At 62.9% G+C, this 19,611-nt stretch carries 19 protein-coding genes and 1 tRNA gene; 13 read left to right on the plus strand and 7 right to left on the minus strand.

Going from position 1 to position 19,611, the window contains the following annotated elements:
* Positions 1-25: 25 nt before the first annotated feature.
* The 11 genes from rfbH to U8326_RS11085 all read left to right on the plus strand — a co-directional run bounded on the left by rfbH (position 26) and on the right by U8326_RS11085 (position 13,021).
* Complete coding sequence (gene rfbH / locus U8326_RS11035; protein ID WP_324740324.1) at positions 26-1,378, plus strand: lipopolysaccharide biosynthesis protein RfbH; 1,353 nt, start codon at positions 26-28, stop codon at positions 1,376-1,378.
* Between the two features lie 22 nt (positions 1,379-1,400).
* A complete protein-coding gene (locus U8326_RS11040) occupies positions 1,401-2,345 on the plus strand; it encodes an NAD(P)-dependent oxidoreductase (RefSeq protein WP_324740325.1) in 945 nt (314 codons plus the stop codon).
* A gap of 61 nt (positions 2,346-2,406) precedes the next feature.
* Positions 2,407-4,263, plus strand: a complete 1,857-nt coding sequence (locus U8326_RS11045) for a thiamine pyrophosphate-binding protein (protein WP_324740326.1) — start codon at positions 2,407-2,409, stop codon at positions 4,261-4,263.
* Positions 4,260-5,006 (plus strand): HAD family hydrolase, encoded by a 747-nt coding sequence (locus U8326_RS11050; protein WP_324740327.1) that lies wholly within the window; start codon positions 4,260-4,262, stop codon positions 5,004-5,006. The genes U8326_RS11045 and U8326_RS11050 overlap by 4 nt, the downstream gene beginning before the upstream one ends.
* Positions 5,007-5,023: 17 nt before the next feature.
* Complete coding sequence (locus U8326_RS11055) at positions 5,024-6,964, plus strand: SLBB domain-containing protein (protein WP_324740328.1); 1,941 nt, start codon at positions 5,024-5,026, stop codon at positions 6,962-6,964.
* Between the two features lie 17 nt (positions 6,965-6,981).
* A complete protein-coding gene (locus U8326_RS11060; protein ID WP_324740329.1) occupies positions 6,982-8,055 on the plus strand; it encodes a hypothetical protein in 1,074 nt (357 codons plus the stop codon).
* Positions 8,052-9,002, plus strand: coding sequence for a glycosyltransferase family 2 protein (locus U8326_RS11065; RefSeq protein WP_324740330.1), 951 nt, complete (start codon positions 8,052-8,054; stop codon positions 9,000-9,002). Before U8326_RS11060 ends, U8326_RS11065 begins: the two co-directional genes overlap by 4 nt.
* A 4-nt stretch (positions 9,003-9,006) precedes the next feature.
* Complete coding sequence (locus U8326_RS11070) at positions 9,007-9,399, plus strand: GtrA family protein (protein WP_324740332.1); 393 nt, start codon at positions 9,007-9,009, stop codon at positions 9,397-9,399.
* A gap of 3 nt (positions 9,400-9,402) precedes the next feature.
* Entirely contained in the window at positions 9,403-10,773 is a 1,371-nt protein-coding gene (locus tag U8326_RS11075) for a hypothetical protein (RefSeq protein WP_324740333.1), read from the plus strand.
* Entirely contained in the window at positions 10,773-12,434 is a 1,662-nt protein-coding gene (locus U8326_RS11080) for a hypothetical protein (protein ID WP_324740334.1), read from the plus strand. Before U8326_RS11075 ends, U8326_RS11080 begins: the two co-directional genes overlap by 1 nt.
* 2 nt (positions 12,435-12,436) lie before the next feature.
* Positions 12,437-13,021, plus strand: coding sequence for a M23 family metallopeptidase (locus U8326_RS11085; RefSeq protein WP_324740335.1), 585 nt, complete (start codon positions 12,437-12,439; stop codon positions 13,019-13,021).
* A gap of 35 nt (positions 13,022-13,056) precedes the next feature.
* Here the strand turns inward: U8326_RS11085 and rfbG are convergent, their stop codons facing one another.
* Both rfbG and rfbF read right to left on the minus strand, forming a co-directional pair.
* On the minus strand, positions 13,057-14,121 hold the full coding sequence (rfbG, locus tag U8326_RS11090) for a CDP-glucose 4,6-dehydratase (protein WP_324740336.1): 1,065 nt from the start codon (positions 14,119-14,121) through the stop codon (positions 13,057-13,059).
* Positions 14,118-14,891: a glucose-1-phosphate cytidylyltransferase gene (rfbF, locus tag U8326_RS11095; protein ID WP_324740337.1), complete on the minus strand. Its 774-nt coding sequence runs from the start codon at positions 14,889-14,891 to the stop codon at positions 14,118-14,120. The genes rfbG and rfbF overlap by 4 nt, the downstream gene beginning before the upstream one ends.
* 29 nt (positions 14,892-14,920) lie before the next feature.
* On the opposite strand from rfbF, the gene U8326_RS11100 reads away from it, so the two are divergent.
* Positions 14,921-16,576 carry an ArnT family glycosyltransferase gene (locus U8326_RS11100; RefSeq protein WP_324740339.1) on the plus strand — a complete coding sequence of 552 codons (1,656 nt, stop codon included), beginning with the start codon at positions 14,921-14,923 and terminating at the stop codon, positions 16,574-16,576.
* Positions 16,577-16,637: 61 nt separating this feature from the next.
* Here the strand turns inward: U8326_RS11100 and U8326_RS11105 are convergent.
* A tRNA-Trp gene (locus tag U8326_RS11105) sits at positions 16,638-16,713 on the minus strand.
* Between the two features lie 127 nt (positions 16,714-16,840).
* On the opposite strand from U8326_RS11105, the gene aat reads away from it, so the two are divergent.
* Positions 16,841-17,554 (plus strand): leucyl/phenylalanyl-tRNA--protein transferase, encoded by a 714-nt coding sequence (gene aat, locus U8326_RS11110; RefSeq protein ID WP_324740341.1) that lies wholly within the window; start codon positions 16,841-16,843, stop codon positions 17,552-17,554.
* Here aat and U8326_RS11115 read toward each other — a convergent pair.
* The 4 genes from U8326_RS11115 to U8326_RS11130 all read right to left on the minus strand — a co-directional run bounded on the left by U8326_RS11115 (position 17,470) and on the right by U8326_RS11130 (position 19,604).
* Positions 17,470-17,991 (minus strand): DUF2155 domain-containing protein, encoded by a 522-nt coding sequence (locus U8326_RS11115; RefSeq protein WP_324740343.1) that lies wholly within the window; start codon positions 17,989-17,991, stop codon positions 17,470-17,472. The genes aat and U8326_RS11115 overlap by 85 nt on opposite strands.
* Positions 17,992-18,025: 34 nt before the next feature.
* The gene (locus U8326_RS11120; RefSeq protein ID WP_324740344.1) at positions 18,026-18,424 is read right to left on the minus strand and encodes an NADH:ubiquinone oxidoreductase subunit NDUFA12; all 399 of its coding nucleotides are present in this window, start codon (positions 18,422-18,424) and stop codon (positions 18,026-18,028) included.
* Between the two features lie 87 nt (positions 18,425-18,511).
* The gene (locus U8326_RS11125; protein WP_416385476.1) at positions 18,512-19,009 is read right to left on the minus strand and encodes a DUF192 domain-containing protein; all 498 of its coding nucleotides are present in this window, start codon (positions 19,007-19,009) and stop codon (positions 18,512-18,514) included.
* Positions 19,010-19,013: 4 nt separating this feature from the next.
* Complete coding sequence (locus U8326_RS11130) at positions 19,014-19,604, minus strand: regulatory protein RecX (protein ID WP_324740345.1); 591 nt, start codon at positions 19,602-19,604, stop codon at positions 19,014-19,016.
* Positions 19,605-19,611: the final 7 nt, after the last annotated feature.

The following is a 19,611-nucleotide window of genomic DNA, read 5'->3' on the forward strand; positions in this document are numbered from 1 at the left end:
ACCGCCTTGACCGGAAGGGAATGAAATGACCGACGTCAAACAGCTCGATCCGAGGAACATTCCGGATGATTGCGATGAAGGGCAGTTGCGGTCCCTGATCCTCGATCTGACCGGCGAATATGCGCGTCGCTTCCACACTACCAAGCCCTTCCTTCCGGGCGAAAGCGCCGTTCCGGTCTCCGGCAAGGTCTATGGCGACACCGACATGCGCCATCTGGTCGACAGCGCGCTGGATTTCTGGCTGACCACTGGGCGCTTCAACGAACAGTTCGAGGCCCGGCTGGCGGAACGGCTGGGCGTGGCCCATGCCCTCACAACCAATTCCGGCTCCTCGGCCAATCTGCTGGCGCTCTCGACGCTGACCTCCCATTATTTCCGGGGCGACGCGCTCAAGCCCGGGGACGAGGTAATCACTGTCGCCACCGGCTTTCCGACCACGGTCAATCCATCGCTGCAATACGGGCTGGTGCCCGTTTTCGTCGATGTCGACATTCCGACATACAATATCAGGCCGGAAATGATCGAAGCGGCAGTCAGCGACAGGACCCGCGCGATCATGATCGCGCATACGCTGGGCAATCCCTTCGACCTTGGCGAGGTGATACGCGTTGCCGAGAAGCACAATCTCTGGGTGGTCGAGGATTGCTGCGACGCGCTGGGCGCGACTTACGACGGCAAAGGCGTGGGCACCTTCGGCCATATCGGGACGCTCAGCTTCTATCCTGCCCACCACATCACCATGGGCGAAGGCGGCGCGGTCTTCACGGACAAGCCCCGCCTCAAGCGGGTGATCGAATCCATGCGTGACTGGGGCCGGGATTGCTGGTGCGCGCCCGGCATGGACAATACCTGCGGCAAGCGCTTTTCTCGGCGTCTCGGCTCCCTGCCCGAGGGTTACGACCATAAATACACCTACAGCCATGCCGGCTACAATCTGAAGATAACCGACATGCAGGCGGCTGTCGGCCTGGCCCAGTTGGACCGGCTCGATGGGTTCATCGCCGCCCGTGCGCGCAATTTCGCCATCCTGACCGAATTGCTACGCCCGCTGGAGGATGTGCTGATCCTGCCGCAGGCGACACCGAACAGCGAACCGTCATGGTTCGGCTATCCTATCACCATCCGCCCGGGCGCGAATATCGACCGCGAAGATCTGGTCCGCCACCTCAACGACATGAAGATCGGCACCCGCCTGCTGTTCGGCGGCAACCTGCTGCGTCAGCCCTATATGAAGGGCCGCGATTATCGCGTGGTCGGCAGTCTCGAAAATGCCGACCTGGTGACGACCAACACCTTCTGGATCGGCCTCTTCCCCGGCCTGACGGAGGCGCATCTGTCTTACGCAGCCGAAACCATCGGCAAGTTTATCCGCGGTTGAACGGACAGTGGCAGCCAGATCCATGCTTCCCTTCCCCCCCGATGCGCGCTTCGTGCTGACCGGCCCTTCAGGCTGGATCGGCAGCGCCACACTCGCCGCTCTGGCGAGCCGGGCGGGTGGGCCACTGGGGGGACGGGTGATCGCCTTCGCCTCGGCCGGGCGGAGCATGGAACTGCCGTCGGGGGAACGCCTTGCGGTACGCGACCTTCGCTCGATCGGGCCGGAAGATGTCGATGGCGCGCATGTCATTCACCTCGCCTATCTCACCAGGGAGAAGGTCGAGGAAATCGGCGAAAGGCAATTCACCGACACCAATCTGGCTATCGACGACGCATTGCTGGCGGCCCTTTCCGGCGCACGGCCGGCCAGTCTGTTCGTCGCCTCTTCCGGCGCTGCGGCGCTGGCGGCGCGCGGCGTGGACCTCCATCCCTATGGCCTCGTCAAGCTGCGGCAGGAAGCGCGCTTCCTGGAATGGAGCAGGAAATCCGGCGTTCCGGCCATCGCAGGGCGGATCTTCAATATCGCCGGGCCGCATATCAACAAGCATGAGGCCTATGCCATTTCCAATTTCATTTTGCAGGCGCAGAGGCAGCGCGAAATCGCGGTGCAGGCACGAATCCCGGTTTTTCGGTCCTTCCTGCATGTGAACGATTTGAGCAACCTCATCATCGAGGCGGGCCTGCGGGGCGTTGGCCGCCAAAGGCCGATCGACCTGTGCGGCGGTGAGGTGCTGGAAATGGGAGACGTCGCCGCCCTGGTCGCCGCGGCGCTCGGCAATGTTCCGGTCCGGCGCGAGCCGGTCGATCATGGCTCTTCAAGCGCCTATCTCGGAGATTTTACGGATACTAGGATACTGGCGATGGAACTGGGGATCGACCTGCTGCCGCTGTCGTTGCAGGTTGAAAGCACCATCGAATGGCTGGCCGATTCCGGCACGAAAGCCGCCTGCCACGCTACAGGAGAATGATGTGAACACATATGCAAAACAGTTGCGCCGGCGCGACCGGCTTCCGGCAGCGGGCTGAGGCATGGCCAATATCCGCGTTGCCGACCTGATCGCCCGCATACTGGTCGAGCATGGAGTGACCGACTGCTTCATGCTCACCGGGGGGGGCGCCATGCATCTGAATGACGCCTTCGGTCGCGAGGCCGGGTTGCGCAAGATCTACACACACCACGAACAAGCTGCCGCGATCGCGGCGGAAAGCTATTGCCGGCTGTCGAACCGGCCCGCGCTGGTGAACGTCACCACCGGGCCGGGGGGCGTCAATGCACTGAACGGCGTTTATGGCGCCTATGTCGATTCAATTGCGATGGTCGTCGTATCGGGCCAGGTGAAGCGAGAGAACTGCGCCCCCAATTTTCCAATCCCGCTGCGCCAGCTGGGCGATCAGGAAGTCGATATCGTGTCGATGGTGCGGGGCATCACGAAATATGCGGTGAGGCTCGATAATCCCCTCGATGCCCGCAAAGTGACGGAGAAGGCGATCTATCTCGCCACGCGCGGACGGCCCGGCCCGGTGTGGATCGACGTGCCGATCGATGTGCAGGCCGCGCCGGTTGATCCCGACGTGCTGGAGCCCTTCGATCCGGCTTCGCTCGAGCATGATGGCGAAGCGCCCAACAACCAGGCGGAACTGGGCGCGCTTCACGGCGCGGCGCTCGATGCAGAAGTCGCCGCGATGCTGGCCGAACTGTGCGCGGCGGAACGGCCGGTGGTGCTGGCTGGCGCTGGCGTGCGCATTTCCGGGCAGCATGAACGATTTCTCACGTTCGTCGAGCGGCTGGGCGTGCCCGTCGTCACCGGCTGGAATGCCCATGACGTCATGCCGGACAGCCATCCGCTGTTCGTCGGCCGCCCCGGATCGGTAGGGGACCGCGGCGGGAATTTCGCGGTGCAGACCGCCGATTACGTGCTGGTGCTGGGGTCGCGGCTGAACATCCGGCAGATCAGCTATAATTGGGACAGCTTCGCTCGCAACGGCAAGGTGGCGATGGTCGACATCGACAATGCCGAGCTTGCCAAGCCGACGCTGTCGCTGCATCGCCCCATTCATGCCGACCTGCGGGATTTCTTCGCAGCGGCAGAGCGCCTCCCCTTGCCGAACGACAATCGCGCCGAAGCGCGGGCGGCCTATCTGGCGCGCAGCCGGGCCAGATGCGAACAATATCCAGTGGTGCTCCCCGAATACTGGTCGGACGAAGGCCCGATCAATCCCTATGTGTTCGGCAAGATACTGTTCGATGTGCTGGAGGAAGACGAAGTGATCGTGACCGGCGACGGCACGGCCTGCGTCACCGTGTTCCAGGCTGCTGGCATCAAGCCCGGACAACGGCTCTACACCAATTCGGGCTGCGCCTCGATGGGATATGACCTGCCGGGCGCGATCGGGGCTTACTTCGCCGTCACCCCGCGCCGCATCATCTGCCTGGCGGGGGACGGCAGCATCATGATGAACCTGCAGGAGCTGCAGACCATCGTGGGGCTTAATTTACCGATCAAGATCTTCGTTCTCAACAATGACGGCTATCATTCGATCCGGCAGGCCCAGCAGAATCATTTCGCGGATAATATCGTGGGATGCGGCCCTGACAGCGGCCTTACCTTCCCCGATTTCCAGCGTCTTGCGACCGGGTTCGGCATTTCCTCCTCGCGCGTGGGCCGCGACGCGGATCTGGCTGACGCCATACGCGCCTCTCTCGCAACCGAGGGGCCGCATATCTGCGAGGTGATGATCGACAAGGGGCAGCAGTTTGCTCCCAAGCTGTCGTCGCGCCGGCTGGAGGACGGATCGATGGTGTCGTCCCCGCTGGAAGATATGGTTCCATTTCTTTCGGACGAGGCGCTGGCGGAAGCCATGGCGCCTTGCGGAACGCTGCGATGACCCGTCATCTCATCTTCGATCTCGATGGCACGCTGGTCGACAGCTGCGCCATCTGCGTCGACATATTGAACGAAATGCTCCGGAGCCGGGGGGTCGATCACGCGATCGATCCACGCTTCGCCCGCTCATACATGAGCCAGGGGGGCCAGATGATGGTCGCCGCGCTGTTGGGTCCCGCCTGCGGCGATCCGGCCGAAGATCTGGCCGATTTTCGCAACCGTTACGCCCGGATGAAGACGCCTGCGACGGCCTTGTTCCCTCTTGTGGCAGATAGTCTGCGAAAGCTGCAAGGGATGGGCTTTATCCTCTCCATTTGCTCCAACAAGCCGCAGAATCTGTGCGAGCAGGTGCTGCGCGACACGGGTATCGACGATCTGTTCGCCATTGTCGTGGGAGGACGGCCCGACCTGCAACCCAAACCGGCGACTGATCTGCTGGAATACGCCATGAAGCGCTTGGGCGCGGCGCCGGGCGAATGCATGTATGTCGGCGACAGCGAGCTTGACTATCAGGTTGCCGCAATGCTGCGCGTGCCTTTCAAGTTCCTGACTTACGGTTATGCTGCCGATGGCTGGCGCCCTGCCGATAGCGATTGCTTCGACTGTTTCGGCGCCCTTTGCGATGGGATCGCCGTTGCTGGCCGGAGGGGTATTGGTTATGGCATGGTTGCCAGAACTGGAGGTCATCACGAAGCCTATCAGCCGGGCCATCACGCGGGCATCATTCGGAACAAGGTGTATTGAGCCCCATGGATAGCGGAATGAACGAGCGTGACAGGAAACTGAAACCCGGAATGCGAGTTTATCGCACGATCGGAGGCCTGATCACCGCATTGGCCCTCGCAAATCTGGCGGCCTTGCCCGTTCAGGCGCAGCTACTGCCGGAAGGTTCGCGCAACGGCATTCCTTCGGGATCGCCTATATCGAACCAATCGGATTCCGATAGCAGAAGGGACGACCGGGATACGGCGCCTGTCCCGCCCGGCAGCGCGACCCCGGATTACCGGATCGAGCCGGTAGAGGTGCGTGGTTCGGACCCGGCGGTGATCCGCGCGCTCACGGCCGAGCCTAATCCACGTCAGAAAGCTCCGCCGCCGCCCAACGAGTTCGAGCAATTCGTCCAGTTCCATACCGGCAAGAACCTTCCCAGGTTCGGCAAGCAATTGCTACTGCCCGACAATCGCGATTATGCCGTGGCCGCGACCGCCACCGTGCCGCCCGACTATATCCTGAACGTCGGCGATGTCGTGACCATCTCCATGACAGGCTCGATCGAGGGTAGCCTGGACAAGGAAATCGACACCAACGGCCGCATCTTCTTGCCACGCGTGGGCATGGTGCAGTTGGCCGGCGTTCCATATGGCGATCTTAAATCGGTCATTTCCGCCGCTATCGGCACCCAATATCGTGGCTATACGGTCAGCGTCGGCATCCGGGCGCTGCGCGGGATCCGCGTTTATGTGACGGGCTTTGCCAATAACCCCGGCTCTTACACCGTGAGCAGCCTGTCGACGATGGCAAACGCGGTGCTGGCTGCGGGCGGGCCTTCGGCTGGCGGGAGCTTCCGGTCCATCCAGCTGCTGCGCAACAACGAAGTCATCCGCGAGTTTGATCTTTACGATTTCGTCCTTAACGGCAGCAAGGCGGATGACGCGATCCTGCAGAATGAGGATGTCATCCGCATTGCCCCGGTCGGCAATGAAATTGCCGTCACCGGCAGCGTGAACAACGAAGCGATTTACGAAATCAAGCTAGGCGAGACGCTGGAAAACCTGCTCAGCTTCGCGGGCGGCCCCAACAGTCTGGCGGACCGTTCGCGCCTGATGCTTTACAGCGTGACGGATTTCGACGGTCTGGGCGTGCGCGAGATACCGCGCGCCGAGGCCGCGACCCTGCTCGCCCAGGGCGGCGACATTGTGCAGGTCTTGTCGGAAGGCACCCTGATACGCTCGATATCGAAGCAGGCCGTTCTGGTCAGGGTGGAAGGCGAGGTTGCGCGACCGGGCAATTATTATGTTCCGGCCAACACCGAAATGAACGAGGTGATCGCGCAGGCGGGCGGCCTTACGCCGCGCGCCTATGTATACGGAACGAAGCTGGAGCGCGTTTCGGTGCGGATGCAACAGCGAGAGAGCTATCTCGCAGCGATCGACCAGATGGAAGTCTCTCTGGCGGCGGCGCCCCTGACAGCAGGCCAGCTGGGAGCCGGGAACGACCGTGGCGCCCAGATGGCGGCGGCGAAGGCAGTGCTCGAAAGACTGCGCCAAGCGGAGCCTGACGGCCGGGTGGTGCTCGACCTGCCGCCCACCGCCAGCGCGCTGCCCCATTCCTTCGTGCTGGAAAACAACGACCGTATTGTCATCCCCCCCCGCCCAACCACGGTGGGCGTGTTCGGCGCGGTGTATCGCCCGGCTTCGTTCTCGATCGACGACAGCCGCCCGGCCACGATTAAATCCTACCTCAAGCGGGCGGGCGGGCCGCTGCGCTCAGCCGATCGCGGCGAGATTTTCGTGGTGCGCGCCAATGGCGAGGTAATCTCCAAGCGGGCGGGCGCACTGGGTCAGCCCGCCTTGCCGGGCGATGTCGTATTCGTGCCGGTCAAGACGCAAAGCTCCGGCTTCTGGGCGAAGCTGCGCGATATCAGCACGATCATTTTCCAGCTCGGCCTGTCGGCCGCGGCTTTCATAACGGTTACCAAGTGACGCCGCGGCCTTCCATCATGGGCAGGATCTCCAACAGTCCGCTGATGCGGAATGCCCGGTGGCGGCGGCTGGTGCTGGGCGCCCTGGTCCTTGTATGCCTGCTGTTTTCGGTATTCCCCGAACGCTATCGCGCGGCCTCCACCCTGACCCCGACCGATCCATCGAGCCTTGGCCTCAGCGGCGCGCTGGGCCAGCTTGGCGCGCTCAACACCGTGTTCGGCAATCAAGCGGCGGTCGAGGTCAGCCTGAAGATCGGACGCAGCGTCTATACGCGCGGCGTCGTCATCAAGCAGCTCAACCTGGTCGACCGCCTGGGCTTCGATAACGAGATCGAGGCAAGCCGCTGGATGGAGCGGAATGTCGAAATCAGCTCGCTGCGCGGCGGAATCGTGCAAGTCGAATGTGTCAACCGGGACGCCAAGCTGGCGACCGATCTGGTGGCGACCGTCACCGCCGCCCTGCGCGAGCAGTTGGGGAAGATCGCCCTGCGCCAGACCGAATACAAGCGGGACATCCTGCTGAAGCTGGTGGAAGATGCCAATACGCGCTTGGCCAAGGCCCAGGCGGACTACAATAATTTCCGCCTGACCACACGCTATTCCGACCCCAAGTTTGCAATCGACTCCATCGGCCAGCGGATTCCGGCGCTGGAAACGGCAATCAAGGCCAAGGAGGTCGAGCTGAATGCCGCCCGACAGTTCGCTACGGACGATAATATGTCGGTGCGCCAGATCATCGCACAGCTCGACGCGCTCCATCGGCAACTGAAGCAGCTTCAGGACATCAACCCCAAGGAGGACAACTCGATCGGGCTGGTCGTCAAGCAATCCACGGAAGCGGAACGGCTGGAGCGGGAGTTGGCCCTCGCCAAGAGCCTTTACTATAGCTATCGCCGCTTCCTGGAGGGCACTTCGGTCGAAGACCTGACCTCTTCCGCCAATATCCGCGTGCTCGAACAGCCCTTTATCGACACCGACCGCCAGTATCGGTTGATCCCGCTGGCGCTCGCCATGCTGATCGCCCTGCTCGCCGGCGCGATCGAATTCTATCGGCTCCGCCCACCCGTTTCAGAAACGAAGTCGGTCGAATGACTGCCCAAACCATTGCCATCCCCGACATTTCGGTCGTCATTCCCTGCCTCAATGAAGAGGAAAATGCACCGGCCATCGCAGCGGCAGTGACCAAGGTGCTCGAGAATGCCGGGGTCAGCTTCGACATAATTTTCATCGACAATCATTCGTCCGACCGCACGGTCGAAGTGATCCGCGAATTATGCGCGCGCGACCCACGCATCCGACTGATCGTCAACACACGCAATTTCGGCCAGATGCGTTCGCCTACCCACGGCATTTTCGAAGCCCGTGGTCGCGCGGTGATCGGCATGTGCGCAGATTTTCAGGACCCTCCCGAACTGCTGGGCGCCTTCGTGGAGCGCTGGCGCGCCGGGACGGACATCGTGCTGGGCGTGCGGGAAACGGAATCGACATCGTTGTTGCTGGGTTGGGCGCGGGAATTTTCCTACGCCTTTGTCCGCAAGGTCGGCGACTATCCGGTCATTCGCAACGCGACCGGCTTTGGCCTCTATGACCGCAGGGTCGTGGATGCCATCAAGGCGATCAGGGAGCCGGAACCCTTTTTCCGGGGAATGCTGGTCGAAACGGGTTACAAGATCGAAACCATTCCCTATTCGCGGCCGATCCGCCGCAGGGGCAAATCCAACAACAATTTCTTCACCCTGCTGGATTTCGCGCTCTCGGGCCTCACCAGCTCATCGAAAAAGCTGCTGCGCGCGCCATTCTTCATCGGCGCTATCGCCGGGATCGGCGCCGGGCTTTGCCTGATCGGCCTGATCGCGAGCCTGATCCTGGGAAATTTCAGCTGGGGATGGCTCGCGGCATTCGCGGCGCAGGCGCAGTTGGCGCTGCTGTTCATTTTCATGGGCCTCATCGGGGACCAGCTGCGCATGGTGTCGGAACGCACCCGGGATGTGCCGCTGGTGTTCGAACGCGAGCGGGTAAACTTCCCGGAAGGCTATTGAAGCCATGCCCGGCGCCACACTTTCCTTCCGCCTGTGGGAAATTGTCCGCTATTATCAAGCGGGCGCGGTCAACGCCGCATTCGGCTACGGCCTCTATGCGCTCCTGCTGTGGGCAGGTCTTGGCATGTATATGGCGCAGCTGATCGCCCATATTCTGGGCGTTGCGTTCAACTATTTCACATATAGCAGCCATGTGTTCCGCGGCGCCGATCCGGCCAAGACACGCTTCGCGGCCTCTTATGTCGTAAACTACCTGATAAGCTTGTGCTTTCTGGCGCTGGTGAGCCTGATCCTCAAATCGCCTTACGCGGCGGGGCTGGCTGCGATCATCCTGACGTCTGCTGTCAATTACCTGATCCTCAAACGGCTGGTGTTCGCGCCCCGAAAAAGAGGCTGACCCATGCGCTTCCGGTTCCTCCCGATCAACCGCTGGCTCGAACCGCTGCTGCTGCTTGTGATACTGGGTGCGATCATCCGCGCCTTCTTCTATTTTCTGGAATATTATCATTTTCCGCAGCCGTTCTTTTACGAACCGTTCGATGTGTGGATGGATTGGTTCAACACATCCTATTGGGCCTATGAAAAAGGCGCATATGACTCCTGGGGCACGATCTATCCGCCGCTGTCATTCGTTTTCCTGCGCATCTTCAGTCTGGGGAGCTGCTATGGGGAAACCAGCGGATACATCATCCGCGAATGCGATTGGGTCGGCCTTGCAACGCTGCACGGTTTCTTCCTGCTCAATATCCTTCTGCTGTGGCTGACTTTCCGCCGGGTGGACCGCAAAACAGCCCTCTGGCGCACACTGGCGCTCGGCCTGGGCTTGCCCTCCCTCTACGGGCTGGAACGCGGCAATCTGGTGATCGTCTGCTTCACCTTCGTAATCCTCGGCTTCGGACCTCTGCTCAAGTCGGCGCGCTGGCGATGGATCGCAGTGGGGCTTGCGGTCAATTTCAAGGTCTATCTGATTGCAGGACTGTTCCCGCAACTGTTGCGGAGACGCTGGTTGTGGTTTGAAGGCGCGCTGCTTTCGACCATCGCCATCTACATCGTCACCTACGGACTCATGGGAGACGGCACACCCCTTCAACTCTACAGGAACATCGCCGACGTTTCGGGTATCTACCAGGCCGTCACCTTCTTGGACCTGTGGTATGCGGCCACTTACAAACCATTCATCTCGCTGCTTACCGGCCAATATCAGGTGGTTGCGGGAATCGCGGGATCTCGCATCACGGACATGCTCATCGTCCTGCTGAATGGACTACAATACACCACCATGGCGTCCATCGCGGCCGCAGCAACAGCAGCCTGGCTCCGGCCGGAAGTGGTACCGATGCACCGTTTGACCTTCCTGGGCCTCGCCATGGCGATGGTCGCGTCCGAACCGGGCGGCTATACCGAAAATTTCCTGATCTTCCTGGTTTTCCTGGAGCGGTGGCGGGGATTTGGCCGCAGCTGGGCGATCTTCATGTGCTACATCCTGCTGATGCCGTTCGACATCATTGTCGGCCGTGTGCCCCCGCAAGTGCAGGAAAGCTATCTGGCCGGGCACGCGACCTTTTTCGCCTATTACATCACCATAGGCCCGTTCATCCGGCCATTGCTGCTACTGTCGATCGTGTGGGCACTTTCCGCTGTCACCCTGCGCGACGTATGGACCGACATCCGGCATCAGGGATGGGAATCGCGCTGGCGTTTCCGCCGGGATGCGCCCATTTTGCCAGGCGTCACGCCACCCGAACCGCCTTCCTCGCGGATGACAGCGTAATGAGAAAGAAACACCTCTTGCCCGAGGCTGGCTGGCGGCGACGCGATCTGGCGTTGCTGGGCGGCGGGGCGGCGACCGGCTTGCTAGTGGCAGGATCTGCCGGAGCACAGCCGCTCGGCAGCGGTCACCAAACGCTTCCCCCCGGCATTCATCGAATAACCGAAGACCTTGTCATCGCCGCTGATCTGTCGCTTGCCCCCGGCGCGCGGATAGAAGTCGCCCCCGGGCGGACGCTGACCTTAAAAGGCCATTTCAGTGCGCCTGTTTCGCATATATTCACTGGCGCGGGCTGGGTCGATCTCAACCATTCGCGCACTCCTGCGGCCTTTCCCGAATGGTGGGGAGCGATAGCCGGGGATGGCAATGCCGATTGCCTGCCTGCCTTCTCCGCCTGCCTTGCCGCCCATCCGATCATGCTGTTGCGCGCGGCGGATTACTATCTGTCCGATAGCTTCGTCATAGAACGGCCCTTCGCCCGTATCTGGGGCGCAGGATATCGCGGCGCGCAGGACGGCCAGGGCACACGGCTGCTCGTCAAAAGCGGCACGGTCGATGTGCTGAGAGTTGGCCCGGCGCGTTTTCCCGGCGCGGTCAATGATTTCTTGCAAGGCGTGGACATCCGCTGGATGGAATTGGGGCGGACATTGCCTGTCGCGCCGGATGCGGCGGGGCTGCGCGCCCAATATCTGCTGCATTGCCGGTTCGAAGGATTGAGCGCGCGGGAAAGCAGCATCGGATTTGCCGCGAAAGGGGTTGTGCGGAGCTATTTCTCGGACTGCATCGCCTTTCGGTCGTTGCCGGGATCGACGCCCGGCAGCCCCTATCGCGGCTTCTTGCTGGGCGGCGCGGAGCAGGTGGGATTGGCCGGGGCCAATGGATCGATCTTCGTTGTCGATTGCAACGTGTCGATCGGCGGGGCGCCGGGCGTGGCGGACTCGGTCGGACTTCTGCTGGAAGCCGGTTTTGCCGACAGCTTTATCGAGAATTTCGAAGCGACCGGCCTGCAGACCGGCATCCGCATCGCGGGGGACGCCGGCAAAATCGGCGGAATGGCTGTCGCCGGGCATTCCAATCTGCACATCCGTATGCCGATCATCGACCAATGCAGTGCCGTAGGGATCGAACTGCTCGATCTGTCCGGGCACGCAATCGTCGACATCAGCGATCCTTATGTGGCAGTCGCCCCAGGCGCGCGCGCGGCCATCGCGGCACAGGCCGCGCATGGCGCGTGGTCCATCATCGGCGGCCAATTGATCGGCCGCAGCGACAGCAATTCCCCCGGTGCAACGGGCCTGTGGGTGCAGGACAGCAGCGGCCTCGATGTAACCGCGCTCAAATTGGTGGATTTTGCCAGCCCCGTGCATTTGTCCCGCTGCACCGGCAGCGTGTTGCGCGGACAAATTCACAATCCGGGCAAACGCAGCGATGCGGCGGCTGTCGCTCTCGATAATTGCAGCGACACACAACTGGATCTGCGCATCAGCGGCAAGACGAAGGCATTTGCCAATGGCATCGCTGTAAACGGTCAGGGGAGCGGTGTGCTAGCCTTGAGCGTAGCCATGATCGACGGCGACGCCATTGCTGGCGAGAAGATATTGTCCAACGGGCGGTCGCTTGGCTCATCGGGTCGCCACGGCGCCATCGACGTGACAGGGATGTAGCGATGAAACCGCTGGCTCTGACCACAGCGCTCCTTGCCCTTGCCCTGATCGGTTCGAGTCCGGCACGGGCCGATTCCGGCCCAACCGCTGCCGAAGGCGAGAGAGAAAAGTTCGAGGAACTGTTTCAGCACTGGCTGGACAAGGAACCCGCGCCCCGGCGCTCAACATCCGCGCGGCGCAGCATCACCCCTCTGCCCGGGCAAACGGGCGATGGTGGCCGGGCAAGCGGCGTGACCAGCGGCATGGGGATGCGCGTCAATCCAATACTTGGCCGGCAAATGTTCCACGCCGGAGTCGATCTTGCGGCCCCGGCTGGCAAAGCCGTGCGCGCAACAGCCGATGGCGTTGTGACACGCGCAGGATGGTCGGGTGGGTATGGTCTGCTGGTGGTCGTCAGGCACGCCAATGGATATGAGACGCGCTATGCGCATATGTCCCGCATAAGAGTCGCCCCGGGCCAATCTTTAGCCAAGGGCCAGGTGATTGGTCACGTCGGCTCGACCGGCCGCTCCACCGGGCCCCATCTTCACTACGAAGTGCGACGCGAGGGGGAGCCAGTCGACCCAAAAGCCTATATGGGCAGGTAAAGGCGCGGTCAGCCTGAGTGAACGGCAAATCGTGGCTAGGCCGCGACATAATCGGCAATCTGCCCGAGCGTGACCTCACGCGCGTTCTCGCCCAAACCGACCGCCTTGTGCCAGGCGACGATCCATCGTAGCGCTTCATCGAGCGTCAGGGCCGGCCGCCAGCCCAGCGCAGCCCGCGCCTTGGAGCAATCGAGCCGCAACAACCCGGCCTCATGCGGCTTCGGGCCGGTATCGGGCAAGGCCTCGCCCGCACCGCCGCCCCAGGCGGCGCGCATCCGTTCCACGATCCAGGACACGGGCCGCGCATCCTCGTCCGCCGGTCCGAAGTTCCAGGCGTCGGCGAAGCTCCGCTCGCCCGCCAGCAGCCTTTCCGCGATCATCAGATAGCCGCCCAGCGCTTCCAGCACATGCTGCCAGGGGCGCACCGCATCGGGCGAACGGATCAGCGGCGCCGCGCCGGCTTCGAAGGCGCGCACGAGGTCGGGCACCAGCCGGTCGGCCGCCCAATCCCCCCCCCCGATGACATTGCCGGCGCGCACCGAAGCGAGCGCCGGGCCGCTTTCCCTGAAATAGGAGCTGCGATAGGCGGCCGTGACGATCTCCGCGCAGCCCTTGCTGCTGCTGTAGGGGTCGTGCCCGCCCATCGGATCGCTTTCGCGATAGGGCCACACCCATTCGCGGTTCTCGTAGCATTTGTCGCTGGTCACGCAGACGATCGCCCGAACGCCCGGAACCTGCCGCGCCGCTTCCAGCAGATGGACCGTGCCCATCACATTGGTGGCATAGGTTTCGACCGGCTCATCATAGGACAGGCGAACCAGCGGTTGGGCGGCGAGGTGGAAGATCACGTCCGGCCGGGCCTGTTCGACCGCCGCCCGCAGGCTGGCCAGATCGCGCACATCGCCTTCGACATGGTGGATCACATCCGCGATCCGCGCGGTTTCGAACAGGCTCGGCTCGGTCGGGGCGGGCAGCGCGTAGCCGGTGACTTCCGCGCCGAGCGCGTGCAACCAGAGGCTGAGCCAGCTCCCCTTGAAGCCGGTGTGGCCGGTCACCAGCACCCGGCGTCCGGCCCATTCCCGGTCGTGGGCGGCGCTCACCAGCGCTTCCACGGTGCATTGCCCGCGCTCCACAATTCCTCGAGATATATCTTGTCGCGCAACGTATCCATCGGCTGCCAGAAGCCTTCATGCCGGTAGCCCATCAGTTCGCCGCCTCTGGCGAGTGTCTCAAGAGGCCCGGATTCCCAAATCGTATCCGGCCCTTCGATCAGATCAAGCACCGATGGATCGGCGACGAAGAAGCCGCCATTGATCAGCCCGCCGTCACCGGCCGGCTTCTCAGCGAAGTCGATGACCTTGCCTTCATCGAACTGAAGCGCACCGAAGCGGCCGGGCGGCGACACGGCGGTGATCGTCGCGCGCAAGCCGTGCGAATTATGGAATTTCACCTGATCCGCGATGTCGATATTCGCCACGCCATCGCCATAGGTGAAGCAGAACGGCGTATCCGGATCGAGATATTGCCGGATCGCTCCCAGCCTGCCCCCGGTCATCGTGTCCGCGCCGGTTTCCACCAAGGTGATCCGCCACGGCTCGCTCCGGGCATAATGCACTTCCATGCCGTTGCCATTGCGCAGATCAATGGTTACGTCGGACGTGTGGAGGAAATAATTCGCGAAGAATTCCTTGATGATATAGCCTTTGTACCCAAGGCAGATCACGAAATCGTTCAGCCCGGCAGAGGAATATATCTTCATGATATGCCACAGGATCGGCATCCCGCCGATCTCCACCATGGGCTTGGGTCTGACTGCGGTTTCTTCCCCCAACCTGCTGCCGAGACCACCTGCCAAAATTACGGTTTTCATCGTTGCTCCACGTCAAGGCATTCTGCAACATGACGGAACCATCTCCCAAAGCCCGTAACGACCGCGTGAAAAGCGTGATCGCGCCCTTGCTCCTGCTGCTGATCCTGACGGCGGCCACTGCGCTGCGAATCTACGGCCTGAATTTCGGCCTGCCCGCCCTGAACGACCCCGACGAACCGCTGTTCATGATGATGGCGTTCGACATGCTGCGGAACCAGACCCTCAATCCCGGCTGGTTCGGCCACCCCGGCACGATAACCCTTTATTGCCTGGCCTTGACCTGCGTTCTGGTTGGCGCCTTCGGGCTGCTGACCGGGCGCTATGCGGATGTGGATAGCTTTGTCAGCGCTGTCTATGCCGATCCCGGCCTGGTCTGGTTGCCCGCTCGCCTGTTTATCGCCATCTGCGGGATTCTCTGCGTCCTGCTCGCCTATCACCTCGGCAAGAGACTTGGCGGAAAGCAACTGGGGCTGATCTCCGCTGCGGTGCTGGCGGTGAACTCGGTCCATATCGAATATTCCCAGATCATCCGCACCGACATGCAGGCATCCGTGTTCATGCTGCTCTGCACCTTGTCCGGGTTGGCGATCGCACGGGAAGGCAAGACGCGCCAATATGTGCTGGCGGGCATATTTGTCGGCCTTGCCACCGCCACGAAATGGCCCGCGGCCGTCATTGCCGTGAATCCGATCTGCGCGGGGCTGTGGCGCCTTGCGCATGGGATGCGCGAAAAATCACGCCTGGTACTGTTCGGCATGACTGCGGCAGCGACACTGTTCGCGGCGTCGCCTTTCCTGCTGATCGATTACCGGACAGTCCTGCGCGACATCGCCGGAGAAGCGCGCCCCATCCATCCCGGCGCGACAAGCGAGGGATTCTTCGCCAGTCTGGCATGGTATGCGGCAAATCCCCTGATCGGTTCATTCGGGCTAGCGGGGCTTGCTCTCGCTATCATCGGCTTGTGCTGGATTCCGTTTCGTGATCGCAGATGGGCGGTCGCCGCCTTGCCGGGCGCCTTGGTGTTCTTCATCGTGATCTGCTCGCAGAATCTGCTCTGGGAACGCTGGATCGGACCAATCCTCCCGTTCTTCGCATTGGGCATTGCGTTCACGCTATGCGCGTTGGGCGATTATCTACGCAACCGCTTCGGGAAACGGGCATGGTTTGCGGTGCCGGTGGCTCTCGCGCTGTTGTTGGCGCCCATGCTGAACACCAATCGGATCAGCACCCTCGAAAGGACTCATGATACGCGCCAGATCGCCTCGGCCTGGATTCGCGGCCATGCGCCCGCAGGTTCCACCGTGCTAGTGGAGGATGCCGCCATCGACCTGCTGCATGACGGCACCCGCCTGCTTTTCCCCTTGGGGGCGGAGGGCTGCATCGACGCGAAGCGGATTCTGACCGGGCGGATAAAATATTCGCAGGTCGAAACCGCACGCTCCTCAAGCCCGATCGTCGATCTGGGGCATATGGACATGAGCCTGCTGCCGTCCTGCCGCGCCGATTATGCGGTGCTGACCCATTACGAGCGGTATCGCGCCGATCCCGCCCAGTTCGCGGAAGAATTGCGCCGTTACCGTGAGGTCATGGGCAATGCCCGGATCGAAGCCGTGATTCGCCCGGAGCCGGGCAAGAGCTCGGGGCCGGTCGTCTACGTCCTGACGATGGGGCAGACCAGCCAGTAGCCCGCAACCGCCCGCCGGGCCGTGAGACGCGGCAATCATTTCGGCAATTCGGGAAATGCCATGGCAGGAGTGGAGGGATTCGAACCCCCGGCCCTCGGTTTTGGAGACCGATGCTCTACCAGCTGAGCTACACTCCTGCAGGCGGAATGCGCCTCTATAGGCAAGCCCGGCCCTTGGCAAGCGACAGCTCCGCCATCTCATGCCCAAAGCACCACCTGGAGAAGGAGTTTGGCGGACCCCTGCCCTATCTGCTATCCTTCGCGGGTGCATGCACCCAGTTCTTCGATCATTCCGACCAGCCTGTTGCTAGCGGCTTATCGCGGCGGAATTTTCCCGATGGCGGACAGCCGGGACAATTCGGAGCTGTTCTGGATCGAGCCGAGGGAACGCGCCATCCTGCCGCTGGACGGGTTCCATTGTTCGCGCTCGCTTGCCAAGACACTCCGGCAGGAACGCTTTCGCGTGACCTGCAACGCCGCCTTCGCCGAAGTGATCGACGCTTGCGCCGCGCCGCGCCCCGGCCATCCCGAAAGCTGGATCAGCCATCGCATCGCTTCCAGCTATCGCGCGTTGCACGCGCAGGGCTGGGCCCATTCCATCGAATGCTGGCGGAACGGTGAATTGGTGGGCGGGCTCTACGGGGTGGGCTTCGACCGGGTTTTCTGCGGGGAAAGCATGTTCAGCCATGAGCGCGACGCGTCCAAGGTGGCGCTGGCCTGGCTGGTGGCCGCATTGCGCGAATCGGGCGCGGAATTGCTCGATTGCCAGTTCATGACCGACCATCTCGCTTCGATGGGAGCGGTCGAGATAAGCCAACGGCGCTATCTGGAACTGCTGGCGCAGGCGCAAGGCACGGCCCCGGCCGGAAAACCCGCCACCGATCTGCCGTCCGGCTATTCGGCCTTGCTTTCCTCGGCTGCGGCGGCCGGTTCCTCCCCGGGGAACTTCATCGCGCAATCCTTGACCCAGACATCGTAGATCGGGTGCTCGACGACATTGAGCGACGGGGAATTCCTGAACAGCCAGCCCGAGAAGATCCGCCGCCAGCGCAAGGGCTGATCGACCCGCTCCCGCTCGTTCACCAGCACCTGCACGAACGCCCCGGTTTCCGAAGGAGATTCCCAGGGCGCGGTGCGTTCGCAACTGGCGAGCTTGACCACCACATTGCCGACCCGCCGCGCTTCGCCGGGCTTGAGGACGATATCCTCGCTGATATTGTTGCGCTTGTTCAGCAGGCCGAGGGTGGCGACGCGCTGCTCCAGCGGAGTGCCTGCATCCTGCGCCGCCACCGGCGGGGCGGAGCCAAGGGTGCGGGCCACTTCCTCAGGAATCTCCGTTTCCACTGGCTTGGGTTCCGGCGCATCCTGCGTGCAGGCGCCGGCCAGCAGCGCGGCCGCCGCTGCCGAAGCGAGCACACCGGCACGGAGGGGGGCCGTTAACGGCCGCATTTCAGCTATCCGGCGTCCAGGCGTCATAGTCCCCGGTCGCGCGGGCGCGATTCCCGCCGCGTTCAAGCGCGCCCTGCGGACGATACGCCTGAGCCGTGCCCGTGGCATTGGGAGTGAAATCCGCTTCCCAGATCTTGGGCGGCGGCAGATTGCTTTCCGGCACGTCGGTGAAGGCCCCGTGCAGCCATCCGTGCCATTCGGCCGGCACCCGGCTGGCGTCATTCGCGCCTTCGTAAATCACCCAGCGCCGCTCATTCCCGAGCGGCCCCGGCTTTTTCGAGCGGTAATACCGGTTGCCCTGCGCATCCGTGCCGACATGCTCGCCGGTCAGCGAGCTATTGAGCAAAGTGCCGATGGTCGCGCCATCCCACCAGGTGAATATCTTGGACAGGATTCCCATGGAATGCGCGTTAGCCGCAGAGGCGGGCAAAGCGCAAGCATGACTCGCGCGGTTCGGTTCGCGACGCGGCGAATCCCGCCCTGCCCGTCACCATGCGACACTGTCTCCGGGGCCTATCCCCAGCTCGGCCGCCCGGCCGCCGTTCAATTCCAGCACCGCGGCGGCCGCCCCCTGGGAAAGGCGCGGGGTCAGCGAATAGGGCTCGGCATTCGCCTCGATATTCGTGATTCGGCCATCGGAGCCGATGAAGATGATATCGAGCGGGATGACCGTGTTCTTCATCCAGAAGGCGGCGGGAGCGGCAGGCTCACGCGGAAAGATCATTCCCTCGTCCGCGCCCATGCCGGTGCGAAACATCAGCCCCTTTGCCTGCTCGGCCTCGCTCCGCGCCACTTCGACCCGGAAAGCATGGCTCGCCCCATCATGGGTTATGGTGAGGGGTATCACCTCCAGGCCCGAGACCGGGTGACGGGTGCCCTCGGCTTGCGACGCGGCCCCGGAAGACGAGGCGTTCCCGGCCTGGGGCGAACAGGCGGCCAGGGCCGCGGCGGCAAGGAAGATCGGCAAAAGGCGCATGGTTCTCATTCCGCTATTCGCAAGGCCAGCCTGCCCACTCCTCGGCGGCCTCGATCGACGCCGCATCGACTATTTCGCGGGCATTGTCGAGCCTGTGGCCGGCGCGGATCATGGCCGCGATCTGCCGCTCCCGCCGGGCCGGTTCCGGCCTCTCCCCACCGAACGGGCCGAAGCGGCGCTTGCGCGCCATGACCAGAGCGGCGCGGCGCGCGCCTTCATCGGAGGGCGATGCGGCTTCCCGGTGCCGTTCGTCGATCCCGGCCGCATAAAGCGCCTGGGCGACCCTGCGCGGGCCATAGCCGCGCCGCAGCAACCCGCTGGATCGGGCCTGCGCATAGGCTTCGTCGTCGACATAGCCCAGTTCGGCATAACGCCTCGCAAGCGCCTGGACATCGGGGAAATCCTCACCCTCCCCGATCCAGCCGCGCTCCCGCAGCTTGCGCGCAAGATAGGCCGCGAGTTTGGCTTCGCTGGTGGCGAAACGGGCGACATAGGCCAGCGCCAGTTCCGCCAGCCCCGCCCCGTCCAGCGGCCGGGCCTTGCGCTGCCGGCCTGATTGCCCGCCGGGCCGCCGGCCTGGATTGTGACCAATTTCATCCTGCATCGGCCTT

The organism is Tsuneonella sp. CC-YZS046, from assembly GCF_035581365.1.
In the GTDB taxonomy this organism is placed as follows: Bacteria; Pseudomonadota; Alphaproteobacteria; order Sphingomonadales; family Sphingomonadaceae; genus JAWKXU01.

Bases quoted from the DNA above. Each gene is read 5' to 3' on its own strand.
- rfbH (WP_324740324.1), top strand. From the start codon at position 26: ATGACCGACGTCAAACAGCTCGATCCGAGGAACATTCCGGATGATTGC.
- U8326_RS11040 (WP_324740325.1), top strand. From the start codon at position 1,401: ATGCTTCCCTTCCCCCCCGATGCGCGCTTCGTGCTGACCGGCCCTTCA.
- U8326_RS11045 (WP_324740326.1), top strand. From the start codon at position 2,407: ATGGCCAATATCCGCGTTGCCGACCTGATCGCCCGCATACTGGTCGAG.
- U8326_RS11050 (WP_324740327.1), top strand. From the start codon at position 4,260: ATGACCCGTCATCTCATCTTCGATCTCGATGGCACGCTGGTCGACAGC.
- U8326_RS11055 (WP_324740328.1), top strand. From the start codon at position 5,024: ATGAACGAGCGTGACAGGAAACTGAAACCCGGAATGCGAGTTTATCGC.
- U8326_RS11060 (WP_324740329.1), top strand. From the start codon at position 6,982: ATGGGCAGGATCTCCAACAGTCCGCTGATGCGGAATGCCCGGTGGCGG.
- U8326_RS11065 (WP_324740330.1), top strand. From the start codon at position 8,052: ATGACTGCCCAAACCATTGCCATCCCCGACATTTCGGTCGTCATTCCC.
- U8326_RS11070 (WP_324740332.1), top strand. From the start codon at position 9,007: ATGCCCGGCGCCACACTTTCCTTCCGCCTGTGGGAAATTGTCCGCTAT.
- U8326_RS11075 (WP_324740333.1), top strand. From the start codon at position 9,403: ATGCGCTTCCGGTTCCTCCCGATCAACCGCTGGCTCGAACCGCTGCTG.
- U8326_RS11080 (WP_324740334.1), top strand. From the start codon at position 10,773: ATGAGAAAGAAACACCTCTTGCCCGAGGCTGGCTGGCGGCGACGCGAT.
- U8326_RS11085 (WP_324740335.1), top strand. From the start codon at position 12,437: ATGAAACCGCTGGCTCTGACCACAGCGCTCCTTGCCCTTGCCCTGATC.
- rfbF (WP_324740337.1), bottom strand. From the start codon at position 14,891: ATGAAAACCGTAATTTTGGCAGGTGGTCTCGGCAGCAGGTTGGGGGAA.
- U8326_RS11100 (WP_324740339.1), top strand. From the start codon at position 14,921: ATGACGGAACCATCTCCCAAAGCCCGTAACGACCGCGTGAAAAGCGTG.
- U8326_RS11120 (WP_324740344.1), bottom strand. From the start codon at position 18,424: ATGGGAATCCTGTCCAAGATATTCACCTGGTGGGATGGCGCGACCATC.
- U8326_RS11125 (WP_416385476.1), bottom strand. From the start codon at position 19,009: ATGAGAACCATGCGCCTTTTGCCGATCTTCCTTGCCGCCGCGGCCCTG.
- U8326_RS11130 (WP_324740345.1), bottom strand. From the start codon at position 19,604: ATGCAGGATGAAATTGGTCACAATCCAGGCCGGCGGCCCGGCGGGCAA.